Genomic DNA, 19,072 nt, shown 5'->3' on the forward strand with positions numbered 1-19,072 from the left:
GCCGCCGCGGTTCCGGCCGCCGCGACCGCGGCTCCCGCCACCACCACTCCGGCCGCGGCCGCGTCTGCGACGCCCGCGCCGACCTCCACGCCTGCCGCGCCCGCTCCGGCGCCGGCGGCGAAATAAGCTTGGGACAGCGTACGATGGCACAAGCCGCCGCTCACGATCATCACGACGAAGCCGACCACAAGCCCGGCTTCATCACCCGCTGGTTCTTCTCCACGAACCACAAGGACATCGGCACCCTCTACATCCTCTTCGCCATCATGGCGGGGTTGGTGGGCGGCGCCTTGTCCGGCCTGATCCGCTGGGAACTGGCCGAGCCGGGCATCCAGATCTTCAAGGAAGGTTCGTCGATCAATCTGCTCGGCCTGATCGAGCAGTCCAAGCACGGATACAACGCCGTGGTCACGGCCCACGCCCTGATCATGATCTTCTTCATGGTCATGCCCGCCATGATCGGCGGGTTCGGCAACTGGTTCGTGCCGCTGATGATCGGCGCGCCGGACATGGCCTTCCCGCGGATGAACAATATCTCGTTCTGGCTGCTGGTCGCCGCCTGGGTGATGCTGCTGGTCTCGATGTTCGTCGACGGCGGCCCCGGCCGGGGCTTCGGCGGCGGCTGGACCATGTACGCGCCGCTCTCCACTTCGGGCCACGCGGGCCCGGCCATGGACTGCGCCATCCTGGCCGTCCACCTGGCCGGCGCCAGCTCGATCCTCGGCGCCATCAACTTCATCACCACCATCTTCAACATGCGCGCGCCGGGCATGACCCTGCACCGCATGCCGCTGTTCGTGTGGTCGATCCTGGTGACGGTGTTCCTGCTTCTGCTCTCGCTGCCTGTCCTGGCCGGCGCGATCACCATGCTGCTCACCGACCGGAACTTTAACACCCACTTCTTCGACGCCGCCGGCGGCGGGGACCCGGTGATGTTCCAGCACCTGTTCTGGTTCTTCGGTCACCCCGAGGTCTACATCCTGATCCTGCCCGGCTTCGGCATGGTCAGCCACATCGTGTCGACCTTCTCGAAGAAGCCCGTCTTCGGCTACCTCGCCATGGCCTACGCCATGGTCGCCATCGGCTTCATCGGCTTCGTCGTGTGGGCGCACCACATGTACACCGTGGGCATGAGCATCAATCTGCGCGCCTATTTCGTGGCGGCCACCATGGTCATCGCGGTGCCGACCGGCGTGAAGATCTTCTCCTGGATCGCGACGATGTGGGGCGGCTCCATCGACTTCAAGACGCCGATGCTCTGGGCGATGGGCTTCATCTTCCTGTTCACCGTCGGCGGCGTGACCGGCGTGGTCCTGGCCAATGCCGGCGTCGATTACAGCCTGCACGACACCTATTACGTGGTCGCCCACTTTCACTATGTGCTGAGCCTGGGCGCCGTCTTCGCGATCTTCGCCGGCTTCTACTACTGGTTCGAGAAGATGTGGGGCGTGAAGTACCGCGAGTGGCTGGGCGCCGCCCACTTCTGGATCACCTTCGTGGGTGTGAACCTGATCTTCTTCCCGCAGCACTTCCTGGGCCTGCAGGGCATGCCCCGCCGCTACGTGGACTATCCCGACGCCTTCACCCTGTGGAACCAGGTGTCGTCGATGGGCTATGTGATCACCCTGGCGGGCGTGGGCGTCTTCCTGCTGGTGCTCATCGACGCCATGATCTCGCGCCGCAAGGCCGAGGCCAATCCGTGGGGCGAGGGCGCGACGACGCTGGAATGGACCCTGTCCTCCCCGCCGCCGTTCCACCAGTTCAACGAACTTCCGGTGGTGAAGCCCGACCTGCACTAGGTCGGCTTGGCCCCAAAAAGACGCAGGACGAGGGGCGCGGGCTGGGACAATCCGGCGCGCGCCCTTCGGTCGTTTTGCGAGGGATTTGAGAGTAACTAGATGGCCATGTCGCCAGCCCTCTCCAGAGCATCCTCTCCGGCCCGGTGGCAGGACTATGTCCAGCTGCTGAAGCCGCGGGTGATGTCGCTGGTGATCTTCACCGCCATCACCGGCCTGGTCTGCGCCCAGGGCCCGGTGAACCCGGTGCTGGGCGCCATCGCCATCCTCTGCATCGCCGTCGGCGCCGGCGCCTCGGCCTCGTTCAACATGTGGTACGACGCCGATATCGACGCCAAGATGCGCCGCACTCGCGCCCGCCCCGTGCCCTCCGGCAAGGTGCAGGGGGCCGACGCCCTGGCGCTGGGCGTGGTGCTGTCGCTGTTCTCGGTGATGCTGCTGGGCATGACCACCAACTGGCTGGCCGCCAGCCTGCTGGCCTTCACCATCTTCTTCTACGCCGTGGTCTATACGATGTGGCTGAAGCGCTCGACGCCGCAGAACATCGTCATCGGCGGGCTGGCCGGCGCCCTGCCGCCGGTGATCGGCTGGGCTGCGGCCACCGGCGCCGCGCCGCTGAACGCCTGGCTGCTGTGCGCCATCATCTTCATGTGGACCCCGCCGCACTTCTGGGCGCTGTCGCTCTACACCAGCGAGGACTATGAGAAGGCCGGCGTGCCGATGATGCCGGTGACCGCGGGCGCGGCCTCCACGCGCAAGCAGATCCTGATCTACAGCCTGCTGTTCACCCCGATCTGCATCGTGCCGGCCTTCACGGGCCTGGGCGGCCTGACCTACCTGGCCGTCGCGGCCGCCGGGGGGCTGGTGTTCCTGGTGCTGGCCTGGCGGGTGTTCAAGAGCCGCGCGGGCGAGCGGATCGGCGAGCGTAACGACGACGGCCTCTACGATGTGAAGGCCAGCTCCAAGGACGCGCGCAACCTGTTCGCCTTCTCGATCCTCTACCTCACCCTGCTGTTCGCCACCCTGCTGGCCGAGCACCTGCTCGGCCTTCCCGCCGTCGGAGCCTTCCAGTGAGCGAGCCTGTTCAAGACCCGCAAGCCGAGGCCAAGGCCCGCCGGGGCCGCAACATCGCGCTCGCGCTCGGACTGGTGCTGTTCGTGGTGCTGGTCTTCGTCGTCACCGTCGTCCGCCTGGGGGCCAGCGTTGCCGTCCGCCCGCTCTAAGCCGACGCCCTCGCCCGAGGCCAGGCGCAACCGGCGCGTGGCGCTGATCTGCGGCGCGCTGTTCTTCGGCATGGTCGGCATGGCCTACGCCTCGGTGCCGCTCTACAAGGCCTTCTGCCAGCTCACCGGGTTCGACGGCACGATCCGCAAGGCCGAGGCCGCGCCGGACCAGGTGCTGGACCAGATGCTGACCATCCGCTTCGACGCCAATGTTCGCGAGCTGCCCTGGACGTTCACCGCCGAGCAGACCTCCCAGACCATCAAGATCGGCCAGACGGGCCTGGCCTATTTCAAGGTCACGAACAACGGGACCAAGCCGATCACCGGCCGGGCGGTCTACAATGTCGTGCCCGAATCGGCCGGCGCCTATTTCCAGAAACTCGAGTGCTTCTGCTTTTCCGACCAGACGATCCCTGCCGGCCAGACCATCGAATTCCCGGTCGTCTACTTCGTCGATCCGGAATACGCGAAGGACTTCGAGACCAAGACCAAGGGGGAGGTGACCCTCTCCTACACCTTCTTCCCGGCGGTCGGCGGCGGCGCGGAGGCCAAGGCCGCGCAGGCTGCGCCGTCAAAGCATCCTTCGGCCCTTGGCGGAACGGCCAGGGCGGGGCTATAGCGTCACGCGAAATGTCTTACGTCCGTTCGAGAGAGGGACGGGCGTCAGTGAGATACAAAAGGGGTTAGGACCGAAATGGCCCACGGCGACGTCAAACACGACTACCATCTGGTGAACCCGAGCCCGTGGCCGCTGGTGGGGTCCGCCTCCGCCACGGTGATGGCGCTGGGCGGGGTGACCTGGATGAAGGGCCTGTTCGGCCTGCCGGAGGGCACCTCCTGGCTGTTCTTCGCGGGCCTGGCCGGCGTGCTCTACACCATGGTCGGCTGGTGGTCGGACGTGGTGAAGGAAGCCAACGCCGGCGACCACACCCCGGTCGTGGCGATCGGCCTGCGCTACGGCATGATCATGTTCATCGCTTCCGAAGTGATGTTCTTCGTCGCCTGGTTCTGGATCTTCTTCGAGATGGCGCTCTTCCACGAGGCGCGGACCCTGTCCGGCATTGAGGAAGTCCGCACGGCCTGGGCCACCTGGCCGCCCGCCGGCATCGAGACCGTTCCCGCCTGGAACCTGCCCCTGGTCAACACCCTGACCTTGCTGCTCTCGGGCACGACGGTCACCTGGGCCCACCACGCCCTGCAGCAGGGCGACCGCCGCGGCACCCAGATCGGCCTGATCCTGACCATCCTGCTGGGGGTCCTGTTCACCTCGATCCAAGCCTACGAGTACAGCCACATCCTGCAGCACAACTACTTCTTCGGCGCCGAGGACCAGGCCAATTCGGGCCTCTACGGCTCGTCCTTCTTCATGGCCACGGGTTTCCACGGCTTCCACGTCCTGATCGGCACCATCTTCCTGACCGTCTGCCTGATCCGGCTGATGAACGGCGGCTTCTCGCCCAAGCAGCACTTCGGCTTCGAGGCCGCCGCCTGGTACTGGCATTTCGTGGACGTGGTCTGGCTCTTCCTGTTCGCCTTCATCTACGTGGTGTTCGGCGGAGTCGGCGGCCACTAGCCGATGAGCAGCCCCAATCCGCTGCTGGCGGGCCTTCGCGGCCGCTGCCCGAACTGCGGAGTGGGGCGCTTGTTTCAGGGGTTCCTGAAGGTCGCGCCGTCCTGCGACAGCTGCGGCTACGACCTGGCCAAGGCCGATTCGGGCGATGGGCCGGCGGTGTTCGTGATCCTGATCGCCGGCTTCCTCTGCGCCTTCGCCATGCTGTTCACCGAGATCGCGTTCTCGCCGCCGATCTGGGTGCACATCCTGATCTTCCTGCCCCTGACGCTCGGCGTCTGCCTTGGCCTGTTGCGCCCGCTGAAGGGCGTCATGCTGGCGGCCCAGTTCTCCAACCGGGCGTCCGAAGCGCGGCATGACTGACAAGGCGCCCCGCCGGCTTCCGATCGGCCTCACCCTCAGCGTCCTGGTCGCCCTCGGCATCCTCATCGCCCTGGGCGGCTGGCAGCTCCGGCGCCTGGTCTGGAAGCAGGACCTGCTGGTCCGGGTGGCGGCCCTGCAGTCCGCGCCCGCCCGCGATCTCAGGCCGCTCCTGGAGCGGCTGAAGGCCGGCGAGGATCTCGAATACGCCCGCGCCCGCGTGGCCTGCCCGGGCCTCGCAACCGCTCCCTATCTCGAGGTCTACGGCGTGCGCGGCGGCCAGGCCGGCGTGCGCCTGGTCTCGGCCTGCGCCCTCGAAGGCGCCGTCTATGGCTCCATCCTGGTGGATCGCGGCTTCGTGGCCGACAGCATCTCCTCCCGCCCGCCGGTCGATTCCACGGCTATCGCCCCGGTGGAGGTGGTCGGAGTATTCCGCGCGCCGGAGAAGCCGAGCTTCGTGACCCCGCCCAACGACCTGGCGGCCAACCACTGGTACTCCCGCGACATCGCCGCCATGGCCGCCCAGTTGAAGGCGCCCGGGCCCGCGCCGCTGTTCCTGATGGCGGAGACGCCCACCAACCCGGAGTGGAAGGCCCTGGTCCCCGCGCCGCTGCCCGCCGAGATCAACAACCGCCACCTGGAATACGCGCTTACCTGGTTCGGCCTTGCCGCGGCCCTGGTCGGCGTCTATGCCGCCGTGCTCTGGAGAAGGTGGAAAGCTTGATGCGGTATGTGTCCACGCGTGGGCAGGCGCCCTCGGTCGGCTTTATCGACGCGATCCTGTCGGGCCTCGCCCCCGACGGCGGGCTATATGTGCCCGAGACCTGGCCGACTCTCTCCAAGGACGAGATCGCCGCCTTCGCCGGCCAGCCCTATCACGCGGTCGCCACCGAGATCCTGTCGCGCTTCGTCGACAACGAGATCGCCCGTGACACCCTGGCCGAAATGTGCGCCGAGGCCTACGCCACCTTCTCCCACTCGGCCGTGACGCCCCTCAAGCAGATCGCGCCGCAGGGCTTCATCGCCGAGCTGTTCCATGGCCCAAGCCTGGCCTTCAAGGACGTGGCCATGCAACTGCTGGCGCGGCTTTCGGATCATGTGCTGGGCGAGCAGAAGCGCACCCAGACCATCCTTTGCGCCACCTCCGGCGACACCGGCGGCGCGGCGGTCGAGGCCTTCCGCGGCCGGACCAACACCAAGATCGTGGTGATGTTTCCCGACGGGCGAATCTCCGAGGTGCAGCGGCGGTTCATGACCACGGCCGACGAGGGCAACGTCGCCTGCGTGGCGGTAGCCGGCGACTTCGACGACTGCCAGGCGATCCTGAAGACCGCCCTGCAGGACGTCGGCCTGAAGCAGTCAGTGGGCTTGGCGGCGGTCAATTCCATCAACTTCGCCCGGATCGTCGCCCAGAGCGTCTACTACTTCACCACCGCGGTGGCGCTGGGCGCACCGCATCGGAGCGTCTCCTTCGCCGTGCCGTCCGGCAATTTTGGCGACGGGTTCGCCGGCTATGTGGCCAAGCGCATGGGCTTGCCGATCGACAAGATCGTGGTGGCCACCAATTCCAACGACATCCTGGCGCGGGCCTTCGAGGAGGGCCGCTACGTGCGCGGCGTCACCGCGCCGACCCAGTCGCCGGCGATGGACATCCAGTCGGCTTCGAACTTCGAGCGGCTCTATTTCGAGTGCGCCCGCCGGGACGGCCTGGAGACCGCTCGCGCTTTCCTCGCCTTCGGCGAGACCGGGATCATCGACATCCCGCCGCAGGCCCACGCCGCCATGCGCGAGACCTTCGTCGGCGTCTCGGTCAGCGAGGGCGAGACCGCGCGGACCATCGTCTCGACCCTGCGCGAGACCGGTGAGCTGATCGATCCCCACACCGCGGTCGGCGTGGCCGGCATGCGCCGCGCGCCCGGCCTGACCGGCCCCGTCGTGGTGCTGTCGACCGCCCATCCGGCCAAGTTCCCCGACACCGTGGCCGCGGCCACCGGCGAGACGCCGGTCATGCCACGCGCCGCCGCGCACCTGGCGGGCAAGGCCGAACGCTACGATCGCCTGCCGGCCGACGCCGACGCCATCAAGGCCTATGTCCAGGCCTTCGCCGAAAGCCACGCGCCTGCCTAGAGTCCACACCCTGAGCAACGGGGTCCGGGTGGTCTGCGATCCCATCGACGGCCTTGAGACCCTCGCCCTTTCCGTGGTCGCCGGACGCGGGGCGCGGTTCGAGGATGAGGCCCGCTCCGGCTGGTCGCACCTGCTGGAGCACATGGTGTTCAAGGGCGCCGGCGCCCGTTCGGCCCGCGATATCGTCGAGGTGATCGAGGCCCAGGGCGGCCAGCTCAACGCGGCCACCGGCTATGAACGCACCAGCTTCCAGGTTCGCGCCCTGAAGGGCGGCCTGGACCTCGGCAGCGCCGTGATCGCCGACCTGGTCCTGCGCCCGACCATGGAGGCCGGCGACCTGGCCCGCGAGATCCACGTGGTCGGCCAGGAGATCGCCGAGGCCGCCGACACCCCCGACGACGTCGTCTTCGAGATGGCCCAGGCCGCTGCCTATACGGGCCAGCCGCTCGGCCGCCCGATCCTGGGCACGGACGCCTCGATCGCGCCCGCGACGCCTGGAACGCTGTCGGACTGGCGGGCCAACGTCTATGCCCCGGACGCTCTCATCGTCACGGCCGCCGGCGCGGTGGACGAGGACGAACTGCTGGCGCTCGTCGAGCGCGATTTCGGCGGAGCCAGCGGGCAGGGACCGGCCATGCCCAGCCCTCCGGTGTTCGAGGGGGGCGCCCAGACTGCCGTGAAGGCGTTGGAGCAGGCCAATCTGGTCTTCCTGCTGCCGGCTGTCGGCGTCCGCGACGAGGCCTATTTCGCCCTGCGGCTCTATGCGGAGATCCTGGGCGGCGGCATGGCTTCGCGCCTGTTCCAGGAAGCCCGTGAGAAGCGCGGCCTAGCCTATGCCGTCGACGCCTATTCCGAAACCTATGCCGACGCCGGACTGCTGGGCGTGTTCGCCGGCTGCGCGGCTAAGGACGCGGCCGAACTGGCCCGGGTCGCGGCCGCCGAGATCCAGGGCATGGCCGCCGGGGTCGAGGCCGCCGAACTCTCCCGCGCCAAGGCCCAGCTCAAGGCGTCCATGTTCATGTCGCGAGAATCGCCGCTGGCGCGCGCCGAACAGGCCGCCGGCCAGGTCCTGCTGTTCGGCGAGACCCTGCGGCCCATCGATCTCGCCGAGCAGATCGACGCGGTGACGGCAGCCGACCTCGAAGGCCTGGGAGCGGCCCTGCTGGCGCCGGGCCGGTGCGCGGTCAGCGTGCTGGGGCCCAAGGCGGCGCTGAAGGCGGCCGACGCCTTCCGCCTGGCCCTATTCGGCTAGCTGCCCGCAGCCGCGGGTTGACGCCGGCTGAAATCCCGCGATTTTCAGGCCATGGCCCTGCTGGATTGGATCGCGCCCGAGAGCGGCCTTCGGATAGAGGGCGAGGGCGTGCGCCTGCGTCCGCCCCGGGCGACCGACTACGCCGAGTGGCGCGACCTGCGCGCCCGCTCGCGGGACTTCCTCCAGCCGTGGGAGCCGACCTGGCCGGCCGACGACCTTAGCCGTGCGGCGTTCCGACGCAGACTGACGGCTTATGGCCGCGACCGGGAGGCCGGCACCGCCTATCCCTTCTTCGTGTTCCGGGCTTCCGACGACGCCCTGACCGGCGGAATCACCCTCTCGAACGTTCGCCGTGGCGTCGCCCAGATGGGGTCGGTGGGCTATTGGTGCGGCCAACCCTTTGCCCGACAAGGACAAACTCTGGCGGCCGTGCGGATGTTGACGGTCTTCGCCTTCCGCACCCTGGCGCTTCACCGGCTGGAGGCGGCCTGCCTGCCACAGAACGACGCCTCGCGGCGCTTGCTCAACCGGGCCGGGTTCAAGGAAGAAGGGCTCGCCTCGGCTTATCTGAAAATTAACGGCGTTTGGCGAGACCATGTCCTGTTCGGCCTGGTGTCGCCCTTGCGGGCGCATGAGGGACCGGACAACGGAGTGTCGGTCTGACCGACGCGTTGGCCTGTAGCGTCTTGAGGCGATGCCGAACGATCGTTGGATCTGGGACGCCACCACGACGCTCGAAGCGCTGGGCGCCGCCGATGTGGTGCTCTGGCTTTGGGAGCCGGAGAAGGATCGTCTGCGCCTGACCGGCGCATCGCGGTCGCTCGGCCTCGGCCCGCTCGCCCCCGAATGTTCTTCCGCCGCCATGCGGGCCTTGGCCCTGCCCCAGGATCGGGCCATGGCCGACGATGTCTTACGGGTGCAGGATCCGGGCTCGGAGATCGCCGTGCGCCTGCGGATGCGCGGCGGCGGCGTCTGCATCTGGCGCGGCGTCTGGCTCGAGGAGGGCCTGCGCGCCGCCGGCGTGATCGCGCCGGAGACCAAGTTCGCCGCCTCCGACCTCGACCATCTCACCGGACTGCTGGACCGCAAGAGCTTCGTCACCCGCGCCCGTGAACAGCTCCAGACCCCGGGTCATCACGAGCTGGTGGTCGCTGACCTGGATCGCCTGCGCCGCCTGAACGAGGCCCTGGGCCACGAGCGGGCCGATCTTGTCCTGGCCGCCCTGGGCTCGCGCCTGGCCGCCGCCTTCCCGCCCGGCGCCCTGCTGGCCCGGGTCGGCGAGGACGAATTCGCGGTCCTGGCGCCCACCTCCACGCCCAGCGCCGCGGAGATCCTGCGCCAGGCCCTGGAGCAGCCCCTGCGTGTGGCCGGCTTCGACATCCATCCCACCCTCTCCATCGGCGCCGTCGAGGCGATCGGCGGCGAGGACGCGCCCGAGGCCGCCGAGCTGCTGCGTCGCGCCGAGCTGGCCGTTGAGTCCGCCAAGAGCGGCGGACGCGGCGGGGCCGCCGCCTATGGCCGTGGCCTGGAAAGTGACGGCCTGTCGCGCCTGGCCCTGGAAAGCGACCTGCGCGGCGCCATGGGACGCGGCGAGATTGTGGCCTACTACCAACCCATCGTGCGGCTTTCGACTGGCGCCCTTTCGGGGTTCGAAGCGCTGGTCCGCTGGCGCCACAGCCGGCGCGGCCTGCTGACCCCCGACCAGTTCCTGCCGCTCTGTGAGGAGATGGGGCTGATGAGCGAGCTGGGCGCGCGGATGATGCGCGAGGCCGGCCATCAGCTGGCTGTCTGGCGTCGTGACCACCGCGCCGCCGGAGAGCTCACCGTGGCGGTGAACCTCTCGACCGGCGAACTCGACCGTCCCGACCTGATCTCCGACGTCCTGGCCATCCGCCGCGAAACCGGCCTGCCGCCGGGGGCGCTGAAGCTGGAGGTCACCGAGGGCGACGTCATGCGCGATCCCGACCGGGCCGCCTTGGTGCTGCGCAACCTGCGCGAGGCGGGCGCGGCCTTGGCCCTGGACGACTTCGGCACTGGTTTCTCGTCTCTCAGCTACCTGACCCGGCTGCCCTTCGACACCTTGAAGATCGATCGCTACTTCGTGCGGACCATGGCCACCAACGAGGGCTCGGCGAAGATCGTCTCCTCGGTGGTCAAGCTCGGCCAGGACCTGGCCCTGGAGGTCGTGGCCGAGGGCGTCGAGAACGCCCAGATGGCCCGCCAGCTCCTGTCGCTCGGCTGCGACTACGGCCAGGGCTTCGGCTATGCCCCGGCCCTGTCGCCGCAGGAGGCCGAGGTCTATCTCAACGAGAGCTATGTCGACGGCGCCGCGCCGGTGAAGGCGCGCGGCTAGCCGCCCGCGACGGGTGGCCCTTTGCGGACAAACTCCAGCAGATCGGTGACGGGTATGTGGAGATCCGGTTGCCCGGCCGTGTCCACCAGGCCGCTGGTCGTGATCTCGCGCCGCGTCTGTACGACGAGCTCGGTGGCGCTGACGGCGTCGACCACGCAGGGCTCGCTCAGCGGGGCGTCTGGCCGCATCCTCCCCGTGTAGAGCCGGGGGGCCGAGCTCCCGCGCTTGTAGGCCCACACGTCGCTCCAGCTGACCGCCAAACTAGGCTCGTCGACCAGACGGCAACTGAAGTCGGGTTGCGAGACGATGTCGCCCACTACCTCGCGGACCTGGCCGTCCGGCCCGCGATAGCGGACATAGTCGTCGAAGACGAATAGCGACTTGGCGATGTTGATCCGCCCCCGTGAAGCGATCCGGGCCTGGTCCTCGTCCGCGAGCAAGTCGGTCGAGATGAGGATCCGGGTCTTCAGGTGTTTCGGACCCAGCCCGGCCAGCTTGCGGAGCAGGACGGCGTTGAACGTCACCAGCGGCGCGGCCTGCGACGTGCCGCTCATGGCGAGGTCTGCGCCCTCCGCGTCGATCCATGAGCGGATCCTGCACCCCGGCGCGGCGACGTCGACAGCCCGGCGTCCGGTGTTGCTGAAGGTCGCCAGCCGTCCCACCTGGGTCAGGGCCGCGACGGTGATCACATTGTCCTTGGCCGGCCCGCCAAAGGCCGCCGGGTAGACCCCGCTACCCTGAACGTCCGACACCGAGTCGTTGCCGGCGGCCACCACATAAAGATGCGGCGAGTCCCCGTTGATGAAGGGGAACGCGCGATCGACCTCCGCAGACAGGCCACCCTGATAGGTCAGGCTGAGGTTCACGATGTGCGGCGTCTTGAGGAATCCGATGTGGTTGGCGAGGGTCTGCTCGGAACCGGTGATCAGAACGTCGCCGCCGCGACCGACATTGAGGATGGCGATCTTGAACGGCGAACCGGCGGCCAGGATGCTTCGATAGGGCATGAACGCGGGTCCGCCCAGGACGAGGCCGGTGACGTGCGTTCCGTGGCCGGCGATGTCGTCGGAGACGGTCAGCTGGTTCTGGAAATTGATCGGGTAGGTCTCGGGCGTGGTTATGGCGAGCACCGGCCCAATGAAGCCGGCGGCATAGTCGAAGGTGTTGAAGTAGTCCCTCGCGAACCGGTCGGGATGATTGAAGCTCAGGGTCGCGGGCGCGCGGGTGACCCCGAAGAAGCCGTTGTCGATGACGAAAACCCGAGCGGTCTCACCCGTGCCGAGTCCGCGCGACGTGGAATATCCATAGGCGTCGGCGACGCGCCTGGCGTCGAAGGCCTCGCCGTCGGAGCCCGCGCACTCGACCGGCTCGGCGATGGCCGCCGGGCCGCTCTTGACCCCCATGATGATCCGGCCTTTGGACGGAGGCGTGTCCTTGGTGGGCGCCAGCAGGTTGTCCGCGGCGACCTGGGGGGCGACGGCGCCGCTGATCGCTGGCACCGTGGTCATCATTCCCTTGGTGAAGTGAAACGCGTCGTCGACGAACAGTTTCGTCGGGGCGGTGATGTAGGGCACCGGGACCTGCTGGCCGATCGACAGGCTGTCGAGCTTTCCAAGCGGCAGGGAGAAGTACTTGGAGTTGGTCTCACGTTTTCCGGGCACCCCGGTCAGCTTGAGGCGCACGGCGCTGGCGACCTCGCCCGATGCGATCGTGTAGTTCAGGTCGCCCGCCGTCAGCCGCACATAGGGACAGGCCGGAAACTCGTACTCGAACGCCCGCGCGCCCATCGGTCCGTCGACGTCGTCATGACTGTTGCGGGCGCGGAACTCCGCGAGATAGCTCTCGCGGACGGAGCCGCACAGGATCTGGATGGCCTCCCGGGCGCTGAACAGCCCGGCCTCCGGATAGTTGGCGCGCGCCAGGCGCGTGGGTTGGGCGTTGCGCGCGATATACTTCAAGAGGTCGTCGGGCAGGTTGGGCGTGGTGGCCCTGAGGGTCACGGTGGAGGTCGTGACGCCCGCCGGCTGGCTCCGGGCCCAGTCAGGCGCGGCCAGGCTCGCGGCCATGACGGTGATGAGCACCTGGCGCGCCAGGCGACCGCCCGCCGAAGTCCTGGTTATGCGGCGGCGGCGCACTTCCCGCCTTCCAGGTTCTTGCCGCAGATCCGGGGGGGCTGCTTGGCCGAATCTTCCTTGGTCCTGGCGGCGATCCAGGCGTCCAGGAAGGCCCTGAAGTCAGGCGTCGCCACAGCGGAATAGCGCGAGACCAGGTCGTATTGAGTGGCCGAGGTCCAGGCCGCGGCGATGGACGAGTTCACCGCGACCACCTCGCGGGCCGCCTTGCCGTTCACGCCATAGTCGGCCGTCACCAGCGCGGGGCCACGATACAGCGGGCCGCCCGAGTCGCCGGGGCAGAGGGCGCCGCCTGTCGCGGGCTTGGACCGGGTGGCCAGGTAGTTGGGTTCGGCGGGCGACCCGGCCGGGGCGTCCACCGGCGCGCCGACGGCCAGGGGCTTGGGACTGGCTTCGCCATGGGCGAAGCCGCCGCCGGGCTTGAAGACCGCCTTGGTGCAGCCCCATCCGGTGATGGCGACGTTCGAGCCCTTAGCCACGATGCTGTTCAGGTTCAGCCGCTCGTAGCGAAGGCCGGGCGCATTGAGCTGGCCGAGGTCGGCGTCGAGCAGGCAGAGGGCGTAGTCGGCGCTGGTGCGCACCGAGCCGGGCTTGGGCGTCGCATTGGCGTAGCTCGCGGGAATGGCGCAGCGCATCGGAATGCCAAAGCCCTGCAGGGTCAGGCTGGCCGATCGCAGGCTCGCCGGCGCGCCGCCCTTGTCCAGGCAGTGGGCGGCGGTGAGCAGGGTGCGCGGGCCGATGATCGTCGCGGTGCAATTGAAGCCGACCGGCGTGTTCGTCGCGGGGTCGACTTCCGTGAACTGCGCCTTGATCAGGGCCGGCCAGTCGGCGGCGACGATGGGCCTGCCGTTGATAACCTGAACGCCGCCCTTCGGGACGAACATCGGCGTAAAACCCAGCTCGGTGGGCTGGTCGACCGCGACAGGCGCGCTTTCGACGAGGGCGGCGACCGGCGCGGGCGGCTCGCTCGCGGCGTTGGTCTCCTCCTGCACGCAGGCTCCCAGCAACAGGAGCGTCGTCAAGAAAGGCCGCATGAAACCCTCCTCCGTGATCCGCCCGATTCAGGCCTGGGCGCAAGCCTTGACCTGTTGCTCCAGCATCGATGTGGCCGTGGTGACGACCGTCAGGTCGTGGGCGCGGGCCGCCGCGGGATTGGCCGCGGCCGCGGCCGCCTTGGCAGCGCCCGCCGCGTTCGCCGCCGCGGTCACCTGCTTGTCCCGCTCATGCTTGACTGCCGAGATGGTCTGGAAGTCGCCCATGGTCATGGCCTTGGTCGTCCGGTCCTGCAGGAAGCGGACATAGATCTTCTGGTATCCCGTCGTGATCGACATGTAAGAGCCGCGATAGGCGCCCAGGGCCTTCGCCTCGTCGGCGGTCAGGCCGCCGAGCTCTTCCTGGGCCTCGAGCTGGCTCACGCTCGCCTGAATCTCGGGGGCCAGGGCGCTGGCGGCGGCCTGGGTGTAGCAGAGGGTGGAGCCCAAGGCCCGGCTCCAGGCCTCCGGCCCGCCGGGATTGGTCACCGCGTCGAGGCTCGGCAACGAACTCCCGATCAGGGAGCTGATGAAGATGTTGTCCGGGTGGGCGCGAAGCCCGGCCGCGCCCGTCGTGTAGACGGTCGCCGTCAGCACCCCCAGATTGATGTTGCGTCGCCACCGCCGCGCATCGGACTCGCCGCGCGCGTAGAAATCGATCAGGGCCGTGCCCACGCCGTAGGCCTCGGCGAGCGAGTGCGCCTCCATGGCCGGAGTGGAGTCCGCGATGCCCGTCGTAAGATTGGCGCCCGACTTCGAAGGTGCGGTCGCGCAGGCGGAGAGCGCAAGCAGCGCCCCGAAGTAGCTGATATTTCGGCTAAATTTCATGCCCGAGCCCCCTCGTTCACGAAATTTAGCCGACTCTAAGGCGTCTTTGTCAAATTAAAAACGTTAAGTTGTGTTCCCGACAAGCAAGCGGGAAGCCGTTTCGATCGGCATGCGATCATCGCCGAACGGCTCAGGCTCGTCCGGCCGTGGCGCTGAGCAGGCTGGCGTCGACGCCCAGCTTGGCGAGCGCCTTGCTCCACTTCTGCCCGTGGTCGCCGTCGAAGATCAGGCTCTCGTCGGCCTCGCAGGTCAGCCAGACGTTCTCGCGGATTTCCCGCTCCAGCTGGCCCGGCCCCCAGCCGGCATAACCCAGGGCCAGCAGCGAACGGCGCGGAGCCGAGTTGTGGCCGGCCATGGCCTCCAGCACCTCGCGCGTGGCGGTCAGCGAGACATCGTCGCCGATAGGCAGGCTGTGGTCGCCGGCCATGTAGTCGTTGGTGTGCAGTACGAAGCCGCGCTCGCGCTCCACCGGCCCGCCCATCAGCACTAGGTCGGGCGGGATATCGATGGTCGACTTGACCTCGAGCCGTTTCAGCAGGTCGGGCACGGTCAGGCCCTCGACAGGCCGGTTCACCGCGATGCCCATGGCGTGGCTCTCGTCGTGGGCGCAGACCAGCACCACCGCGCGCTCGAACCGCGGGTCACCTATTCCCGGCATGGCGATCAGGATCTGGCCGGAGAGAAATGAACCGTCTTCCATTCCCAGCAGATTTGAGCCGGAACGCGGCGCTTTCAAGCCTGGATGCGAGATAAGGGCGTTGAAGACGAACGCATCCGCGTTATCTGCTGCAGAACTTCATTCGGGAGAGAGCAAGATGACCATCAAAGTCGGCGACAAGCTGCCCGCCGCCACCTTCGCCGCCGGCACGGCCGAGGGCCCGCGGCCCATGACCACCGACGACGTGTTCGCGGGCAAGAAGGTCGCCCTGTTCGCCGTGCCCGGCGCCTTCACCCCGACCTGCTCGGCCCGCCACCTGCCGGGCTTCAAGGAGCACGTGGCCGATTTCCGCGCCAAGGGCGTCGACAGCATCGTCTGCCTTTCGGTCAATGACGCCTTCGTCATGAAGGCCTGGGGCGAGAACCAGGGCGTTGGCGACGACATCATCATGCTGGGCGACGGCAACGGCGATTTCACCAAGGCCGTGGGCCTGGGCATGGACGGCTCCAAGTTCGGCATGGGCGCGCGGTCGCAGCGATACTCCATGCTGGTGGAGGACGGCGTGGTGAAGGAGCTCAACATCGAGCAGGGCGGCGAGTTCAAGGTCTCGGCCGCGGACTATCTGCTGGCCCAACTCTAGGTCGACGAGGCGGAGGCGCCGACCAGCGCCTCCGACTTTCTTGACTCCGGTATCGTGGCGTCCGCACTGTTCGAGGCGGGCGACCACAAGATCGCCGGGAGGACGCCATGCCCTACGTCGACGGCCAGACCATCCACGACGCCGACAGCCATGTGATGGAGCTGCCGGGCACGCTGCACCGCTATCTGGATCCCAAGGTCCGGGAGGCCTTCGTCGAGGCGACCGGCAAGAAGGACGTGTTGCCTGAGTGGTTCGAGAAGGCCACCGCCCTGCAGGAGGACCCGGAGTTCCGGGCCGGCGACGAGACCAACCTGCTGCTGCGCAAGAACTACCACGCGCTGGGCGCCTTCCGCAGCCAGGACCGGCCCAAGGCGCTGGACCTGTTCGGTTTCGCCAGCCAGCTGGTGTTCACCACCGCCTCGCTCAGCAATTACGGCCTCGAGGAGATGGGCGAGGCCGACCTCGCCGTGGAGGCCGCGCGCGCGCACAACCGGATGATGAGCGAGTTCTGCTCCGTGGACCGCCGGCTGCTGGCCACGGGCTATGTGCCGCTGATCGACATGGCCCGCGCGCCGCAGATCGCCCGCGAAGCCATCGCCATGGGCTGCAAGGGCATCGTCATCCCCTCGCGTCACCCTAGGGGCCATTCCCCCAGTCACATCGACCTCGATCCCTTGTGGGCGGTGGTCCAGGAGGCCGGCATCCCGATCCTCTTCCACGTCGGCGGCGAGGAGAAGATGCACCAGGACTACCTGGTCAACGGCGGTCCCCAGGTGCTGGATTTCCACGGCGGGGCAGAGAACTTCACCTCGCTGACCTTCATGACCATCCCGATCTCGATCTGGCAGACCCTGTCGGCCCTGGTGATCGACGGGGTCTTCGATCGCTTCCCGCGGCTGAAGTTCGGGGCCATCGAATTGGGCGCGTCATGGCTGCCCAGCCTGATGCGGTTCATGGATTCCGGCGCCGCGGCCTTCGGCAAGGAGGAGCGTCTCCAGAGGCTCTCGGCCAAGCCCAGCGAGATCCTGCGCCGCCAGTTCCGCGTCACCCCCTATCCGCACGAGGACACCGCCTGGATCATCGCCAATTCGGGCGAGGAGATGTGCCTGTTCTCGTCGGACTTCCCGCACATCGAGGGCGGCCGCAACCCGCTGAAGCGGTTCAACGACGCCCTGGAGGGCGCGTCGGACCACGCCAAGCGGGCCTTCTACCGCGACAACTTCATCGACCTGATGGGGCGTGGCCTGGATCCGACCCTGCACGACGCGCCGGGATTGGCGGCGGCCTAGCTAGCCGCCCAGGGCGTGGGCGGTGACGCTTTCCAGGTCGCCGGCGCCGTCCATCACGCCGTCCGCCAACCCTGGCGCCTGGGCCAGGACCTGGCCGGCATAGAGGCGGGCGAGGGCCGACTTGCTCTGCGACCACTCGTCGGACCCAGCCGCCGTAGCGAGCGCTTGGCGGGCCAGCATCCAGCCGCCGATCACGTCGCCGGCCAGCTTCAGATAGGGCGTCGCCGCGGTAAGCGCATTGGGGCCCTTGTTCTGAAGCAGCCAGTCGGTGGCCCGCTCCAGGGCCGCGATCCCGGCGTCGAGCCGCGCGGCCACGGCCTCAAGACCCGGCGCGGCGGCCAGATCCTCGACGGCGGCGTGCATCTCCGCGCACAGAGCATCCATGACTCCGCCGCCCTCCATCGGAACCTTGCGGCCCACAAGGTCGATGGCCTGGATGCCGTTGGTGCCTTCGTAGATCGGGGCGATGCGGGCGTCGCGATAGTGCTGGGCCGCGCCGGTCTCCTCGATGAAGCCCATGCCGCCGTGGACCTGCACGCCCTGCGAGGCGACCTCGACCCCGATGTCGGTGGACCAGGCCTTGGCGATGGGGGTCAGCAGCTCCTGGCGCTGGCGAGCGGTGGTGCGTTCGGCCTCGCTGGGCGCCAGCCGAGCGAGGTCGGCGCAGACCCCGGTGGTCAGGCAGATGGCCCGGGCCGCCTCGATCTTGGCCTTCATCAGCAGAAGGGTGCGGCGCACGTCGGGGTGGCCGTAGATCGAGCCGTCCGCCGACCAGGCCGCGCGGCCCTGGCGGCGCTCCTGGCTGAAGGCCAGGGCCTGCTGGAAGGCCCGCTCGGCGATGGCCACGCCCTGGACGCCGACTTGCAGGCGCGCGGCGTTCATCATCACGAACATATGGGCGATGCCGTTGTTCACCTCGCCGACCAGCTCGGCCTTGGCGCCTTCGAACAGCATGACGCAGGTGGGCGAGCCATGGATGCCCAGCTTGTGCTCGATGGACCCGGCGCGCAGGTCGTTGGCGATCCCCAGGCTGCCGTCGTCCTCCACCAGCCGCTTGGTGGCCAGGAAGAGCGAGATGCCTTTCACGCCGGGCGGCGCGTCGGGCAGGCGAGCCAGGACCAGGTGGCAGATATTGTCGGCGGCGTCGTGATCGCCCCAGGTGATGAAGATCTTTTGGCCGTGCAGGCGATAGCCGCCTTCACCGTCCGGCTCGGCCCGGGTGGTCACGGCGGCCAGGTCCGAACCGGCTTGGGGCTCGGTCAGGTTCATGGTGCCGGTCCATTCGCCGGAGACCAGCTTGGGCAGGACCAGGCGTTTCTGGCGCTCGGTGCCGTGCAGGTCCAGGGCCTCGATGGCGCCCTGGGTCAGCATCGGGCACAGGCCGAAGGCCATGTTGGATGCGTGGACCATCTCGAAGACCGCCAGCTCCATGGCCTTGGTCAGGCCCTGGCCGCCGTGCTCGGGATCGGCCGACAGCGAGTTCCAGCCACCGGCCACGAAGGCCTGGTAGGCCTGGGCGAAGCCGGGCGCCGCGCTGACCACGCCGTTCTCGAAGCGCGCGCCGACCTGGTCGCCCTTGCGGTTCAGCGGCGCCAGCTCGCTCTCGACGAAGGCGCCGGCGGCGTCCAGCACCGCGGCGACGGTGTCGTCGTCGAGCTCGGGGAAGGCCTGACCAACCAGGGCCGGGTGACCGGCGGTCCGAAGGGCGAGCGCGAGATCGCGAACCGGGGCGCGGAAGGTCATTGGGAACTCCTCATGGCTGGCGCGTTCTAGGCTAAGCTAAGGGAGCGGCCAAGCCAGCCGCGTCAGCATG

18 protein-coding genes are annotated in these 19,072 nt (G+C 68.4%); 13 read left to right on the forward strand and 5 right to left on the reverse strand.

The genetic code is table 11. The features are described 5' to 3' along the window. Positions 1–143: 143 nt before the first annotated feature. The 11 genes from ctaD to V6M51_RS22970 all read left to right on the forward strand — a co-directional run bounded on the left by ctaD (position 144) and on the right by V6M51_RS22970 (position 10,681). The gene (gene ctaD, locus V6M51_RS22920; protein ID WP_332770549.1) at positions 144–1,799 is read left to right on the forward strand and encodes a cytochrome c oxidase subunit I; all 1,656 of its coding nucleotides are present in this window, start codon (positions 144–146) and stop codon (positions 1,797–1,799) included. Between the two features lie 99 nt (positions 1,800–1,898). Beyond that, on the forward strand, positions 1,899–2,870 hold the full coding sequence (gene cyoE, locus V6M51_RS22925) for a heme o synthase (RefSeq protein ID WP_332770550.1): 972 nt from the start codon (positions 1,899–1,901) through the stop codon (positions 2,868–2,870). Next, positions 2,867–3,019 (forward strand): hypothetical protein, encoded by a 153-nt coding sequence (locus V6M51_RS22930; RefSeq protein ID WP_332770551.1) that lies wholly within the window; start codon positions 2,867–2,869, stop codon positions 3,017–3,019. Before cyoE ends, V6M51_RS22930 begins: the two co-directional genes overlap by 4 nt. A gap of 37 nt (positions 3,020–3,056) precedes the next feature. After that, positions 3,057–3,638 (forward strand): cytochrome c oxidase assembly protein, encoded by a 582-nt coding sequence (locus tag V6M51_RS22935; protein ID WP_442957690.1) that lies wholly within the window; start codon positions 3,057–3,059, stop codon positions 3,636–3,638. 75 nt (positions 3,639–3,713) lie between these two features. Continuing rightward, positions 3,714–4,592: a cytochrome c oxidase subunit 3 gene (locus V6M51_RS22940; RefSeq protein WP_332770553.1), complete on the forward strand. Its 879-nt coding sequence runs from the start codon at positions 3,714–3,716 to the stop codon at positions 4,590–4,592. A 60-nt stretch (positions 4,593–4,652) separates the two neighbouring features. Further along, complete coding sequence (locus tag V6M51_RS22945) at positions 4,653–4,952, forward strand: DUF983 domain-containing protein (RefSeq protein ID WP_371129868.1); 300 nt, start codon at positions 4,653–4,655, stop codon at positions 4,950–4,952. Next, complete coding sequence (locus tag V6M51_RS22950) at positions 4,945–5,673, forward strand: SURF1 family protein (RefSeq protein WP_332770554.1); 729 nt, start codon at positions 4,945–4,947, stop codon at positions 5,671–5,673. Before V6M51_RS22945 ends, V6M51_RS22950 begins: the two co-directional genes overlap by 8 nt. Beyond that, positions 5,673–7,076: a threonine synthase gene (gene thrC, locus V6M51_RS22955; protein ID WP_332770555.1), complete on the forward strand. Its 1,404-nt coding sequence runs from the start codon at positions 5,673–5,675 to the stop codon at positions 7,074–7,076. The genes V6M51_RS22950 and thrC overlap by 1 nt, the downstream gene beginning before the upstream one ends. Beyond that, positions 7,039–8,328 (forward strand): M16 family metallopeptidase, encoded by a 1,290-nt coding sequence (locus tag V6M51_RS22960; RefSeq protein ID WP_332770556.1) that lies wholly within the window; start codon positions 7,039–7,041, stop codon positions 8,326–8,328. Before thrC ends, V6M51_RS22960 begins: the two co-directional genes overlap by 38 nt. Before the next feature lie 51 nt (positions 8,329–8,379). Next, entirely contained in the window at positions 8,380–8,991 is a 612-nt protein-coding gene (locus V6M51_RS22965) for a GNAT family N-acetyltransferase (protein WP_332770557.1), read from the forward strand. Positions 8,992–9,022: 31 nt separating this feature from the next. Further along, complete coding sequence (locus V6M51_RS22970) at positions 9,023–10,681, forward strand: putative bifunctional diguanylate cyclase/phosphodiesterase (RefSeq protein WP_332770558.1); 1,659 nt, start codon at positions 9,023–9,025, stop codon at positions 10,679–10,681. On the opposite strand, the gene V6M51_RS22975 is transcribed toward V6M51_RS22970, so the two are convergent. From V6M51_RS22975 to V6M51_RS22990, 4 genes are all read right to left on the reverse strand, one after another. After that, a complete protein-coding gene (locus V6M51_RS22975; RefSeq protein ID WP_332770559.1) occupies positions 10,678–12,762 on the reverse strand; it encodes a S8 family serine peptidase in 2,085 nt (694 codons plus the stop codon). The genes V6M51_RS22970 and V6M51_RS22975 overlap by 4 nt on opposite strands. A gap of 35 nt (positions 12,763–12,797) precedes the next feature. After that, positions 12,798–13,847 (reverse strand): trypsin-like serine protease, encoded by a 1,050-nt coding sequence (locus V6M51_RS22980; RefSeq protein WP_332770560.1) that lies wholly within the window; start codon positions 13,845–13,847, stop codon positions 12,798–12,800. A 27-nt stretch (positions 13,848–13,874) separates the two neighbouring features. Further along, a complete protein-coding gene (locus V6M51_RS22985) occupies positions 13,875–14,672 on the reverse strand; it encodes a hypothetical protein (RefSeq protein ID WP_332770561.1) in 798 nt (265 codons plus the stop codon). Between the two features lie 130 nt (positions 14,673–14,802). Then, positions 14,803–15,372 carry a YqgE/AlgH family protein gene (locus V6M51_RS22990; RefSeq protein ID WP_332770562.1) on the reverse strand — a complete coding sequence of 190 codons (570 nt, stop codon included), beginning with the start codon at positions 15,370–15,372 and terminating at the stop codon, positions 14,803–14,805. Positions 15,373–15,487: 115 nt separating this feature from the next. Between V6M51_RS22990 and V6M51_RS22995 the strand changes: the two genes are divergently transcribed. Together V6M51_RS22995 and V6M51_RS23000 are read left to right on the forward strand one after the other, a co-directional pair. Next, on the forward strand, positions 15,488–15,970 hold the full coding sequence (locus V6M51_RS22995) for a peroxiredoxin (RefSeq protein ID WP_332770563.1): 483 nt from the start codon (positions 15,488–15,490) through the stop codon (positions 15,968–15,970). A 107-nt stretch (positions 15,971–16,077) separates the two neighbouring features. Next, positions 16,078–17,259 carry an amidohydrolase family protein gene (locus tag V6M51_RS23000; RefSeq protein WP_332770564.1) on the forward strand — a complete coding sequence of 394 codons (1,182 nt, stop codon included), beginning with the start codon at positions 16,078–16,080 and terminating at the stop codon, positions 17,257–17,259. Here V6M51_RS23000 and V6M51_RS23005 read toward each other — a convergent pair whose 3' ends face one another. After that, positions 17,260–19,002 carry an acyl-CoA dehydrogenase gene (locus V6M51_RS23005; RefSeq protein ID WP_332770565.1) on the reverse strand — a complete coding sequence of 581 codons (1,743 nt, stop codon included), beginning with the start codon at positions 19,000–19,002 and terminating at the stop codon, positions 17,260–17,262. Positions 19,003–19,072 lie beyond the last annotated feature (70 nt).

Source organism: Phenylobacterium sp. (genome assembly GCF_036677185.1).
Lineage (GTDB): Bacteria > Pseudomonadota > Alphaproteobacteria > Caulobacterales > Caulobacteraceae > Phenylobacterium.

Bases quoted from the DNA above. Each gene is read 5' to 3' on its own strand.
- V6M51_RS22980 (WP_332770560.1), bottom strand. From the start codon at position 13,847: ATGCGGCCTTTCTTGACGACGCTCCTGTTGCTGGGAGCCTGCGTGCAG.
- V6M51_RS22965 (WP_332770557.1), top strand. From the start codon at position 8,380: ATGGCCCTGCTGGATTGGATCGCGCCCGAGAGCGGCCTTCGGATAGAG.
- V6M51_RS22970 (WP_332770558.1), top strand. From the start codon at position 9,023: ATGCCGAACGATCGTTGGATCTGGGACGCCACCACGACGCTCGAAGCG.
- V6M51_RS22950 (WP_332770554.1), top strand. From the start codon at position 4,945: ATGACTGACAAGGCGCCCCGCCGGCTTCCGATCGGCCTCACCCTCAGC.
- ctaD (WP_332770549.1), top strand. From the start codon at position 144: ATGGCACAAGCCGCCGCTCACGATCATCACGACGAAGCCGACCACAAG.
- V6M51_RS22995 (WP_332770563.1), top strand. From the start codon at position 15,488: ATGACCATCAAAGTCGGCGACAAGCTGCCCGCCGCCACCTTCGCCGCC.
- V6M51_RS23005 (WP_332770565.1), bottom strand. From the start codon at position 19,002: ATGACCTTCCGCGCCCCGGTTCGCGATCTCGCGCTCGCCCTTCGGACC.
- cyoE (WP_332770550.1), top strand. From the start codon at position 1,899: ATGGCCATGTCGCCAGCCCTCTCCAGAGCATCCTCTCCGGCCCGGTGG.
- V6M51_RS22940 (WP_332770553.1), top strand. From the start codon at position 3,714: ATGGCCCACGGCGACGTCAAACACGACTACCATCTGGTGAACCCGAGC.
- V6M51_RS22985 (WP_332770561.1), bottom strand. From the start codon at position 14,672: ATGAAATTTAGCCGAAATATCAGCTACTTCGGGGCGCTGCTTGCGCTC.
- V6M51_RS22990 (WP_332770562.1), bottom strand. From the start codon at position 15,372: ATGGAAGACGGTTCATTTCTCTCCGGCCAGATCCTGATCGCCATGCCG.
- V6M51_RS23000 (WP_332770564.1), top strand. From the start codon at position 16,078: ATGCCCTACGTCGACGGCCAGACCATCCACGACGCCGACAGCCATGTG.
- thrC (WP_332770555.1), top strand. From the start codon at position 5,673: ATGCGGTATGTGTCCACGCGTGGGCAGGCGCCCTCGGTCGGCTTTATC.
- V6M51_RS22960 (WP_332770556.1), top strand. From the start codon at position 7,039: ATGTCCAGGCCTTCGCCGAAAGCCACGCGCCTGCCTAGAGTCCACACC.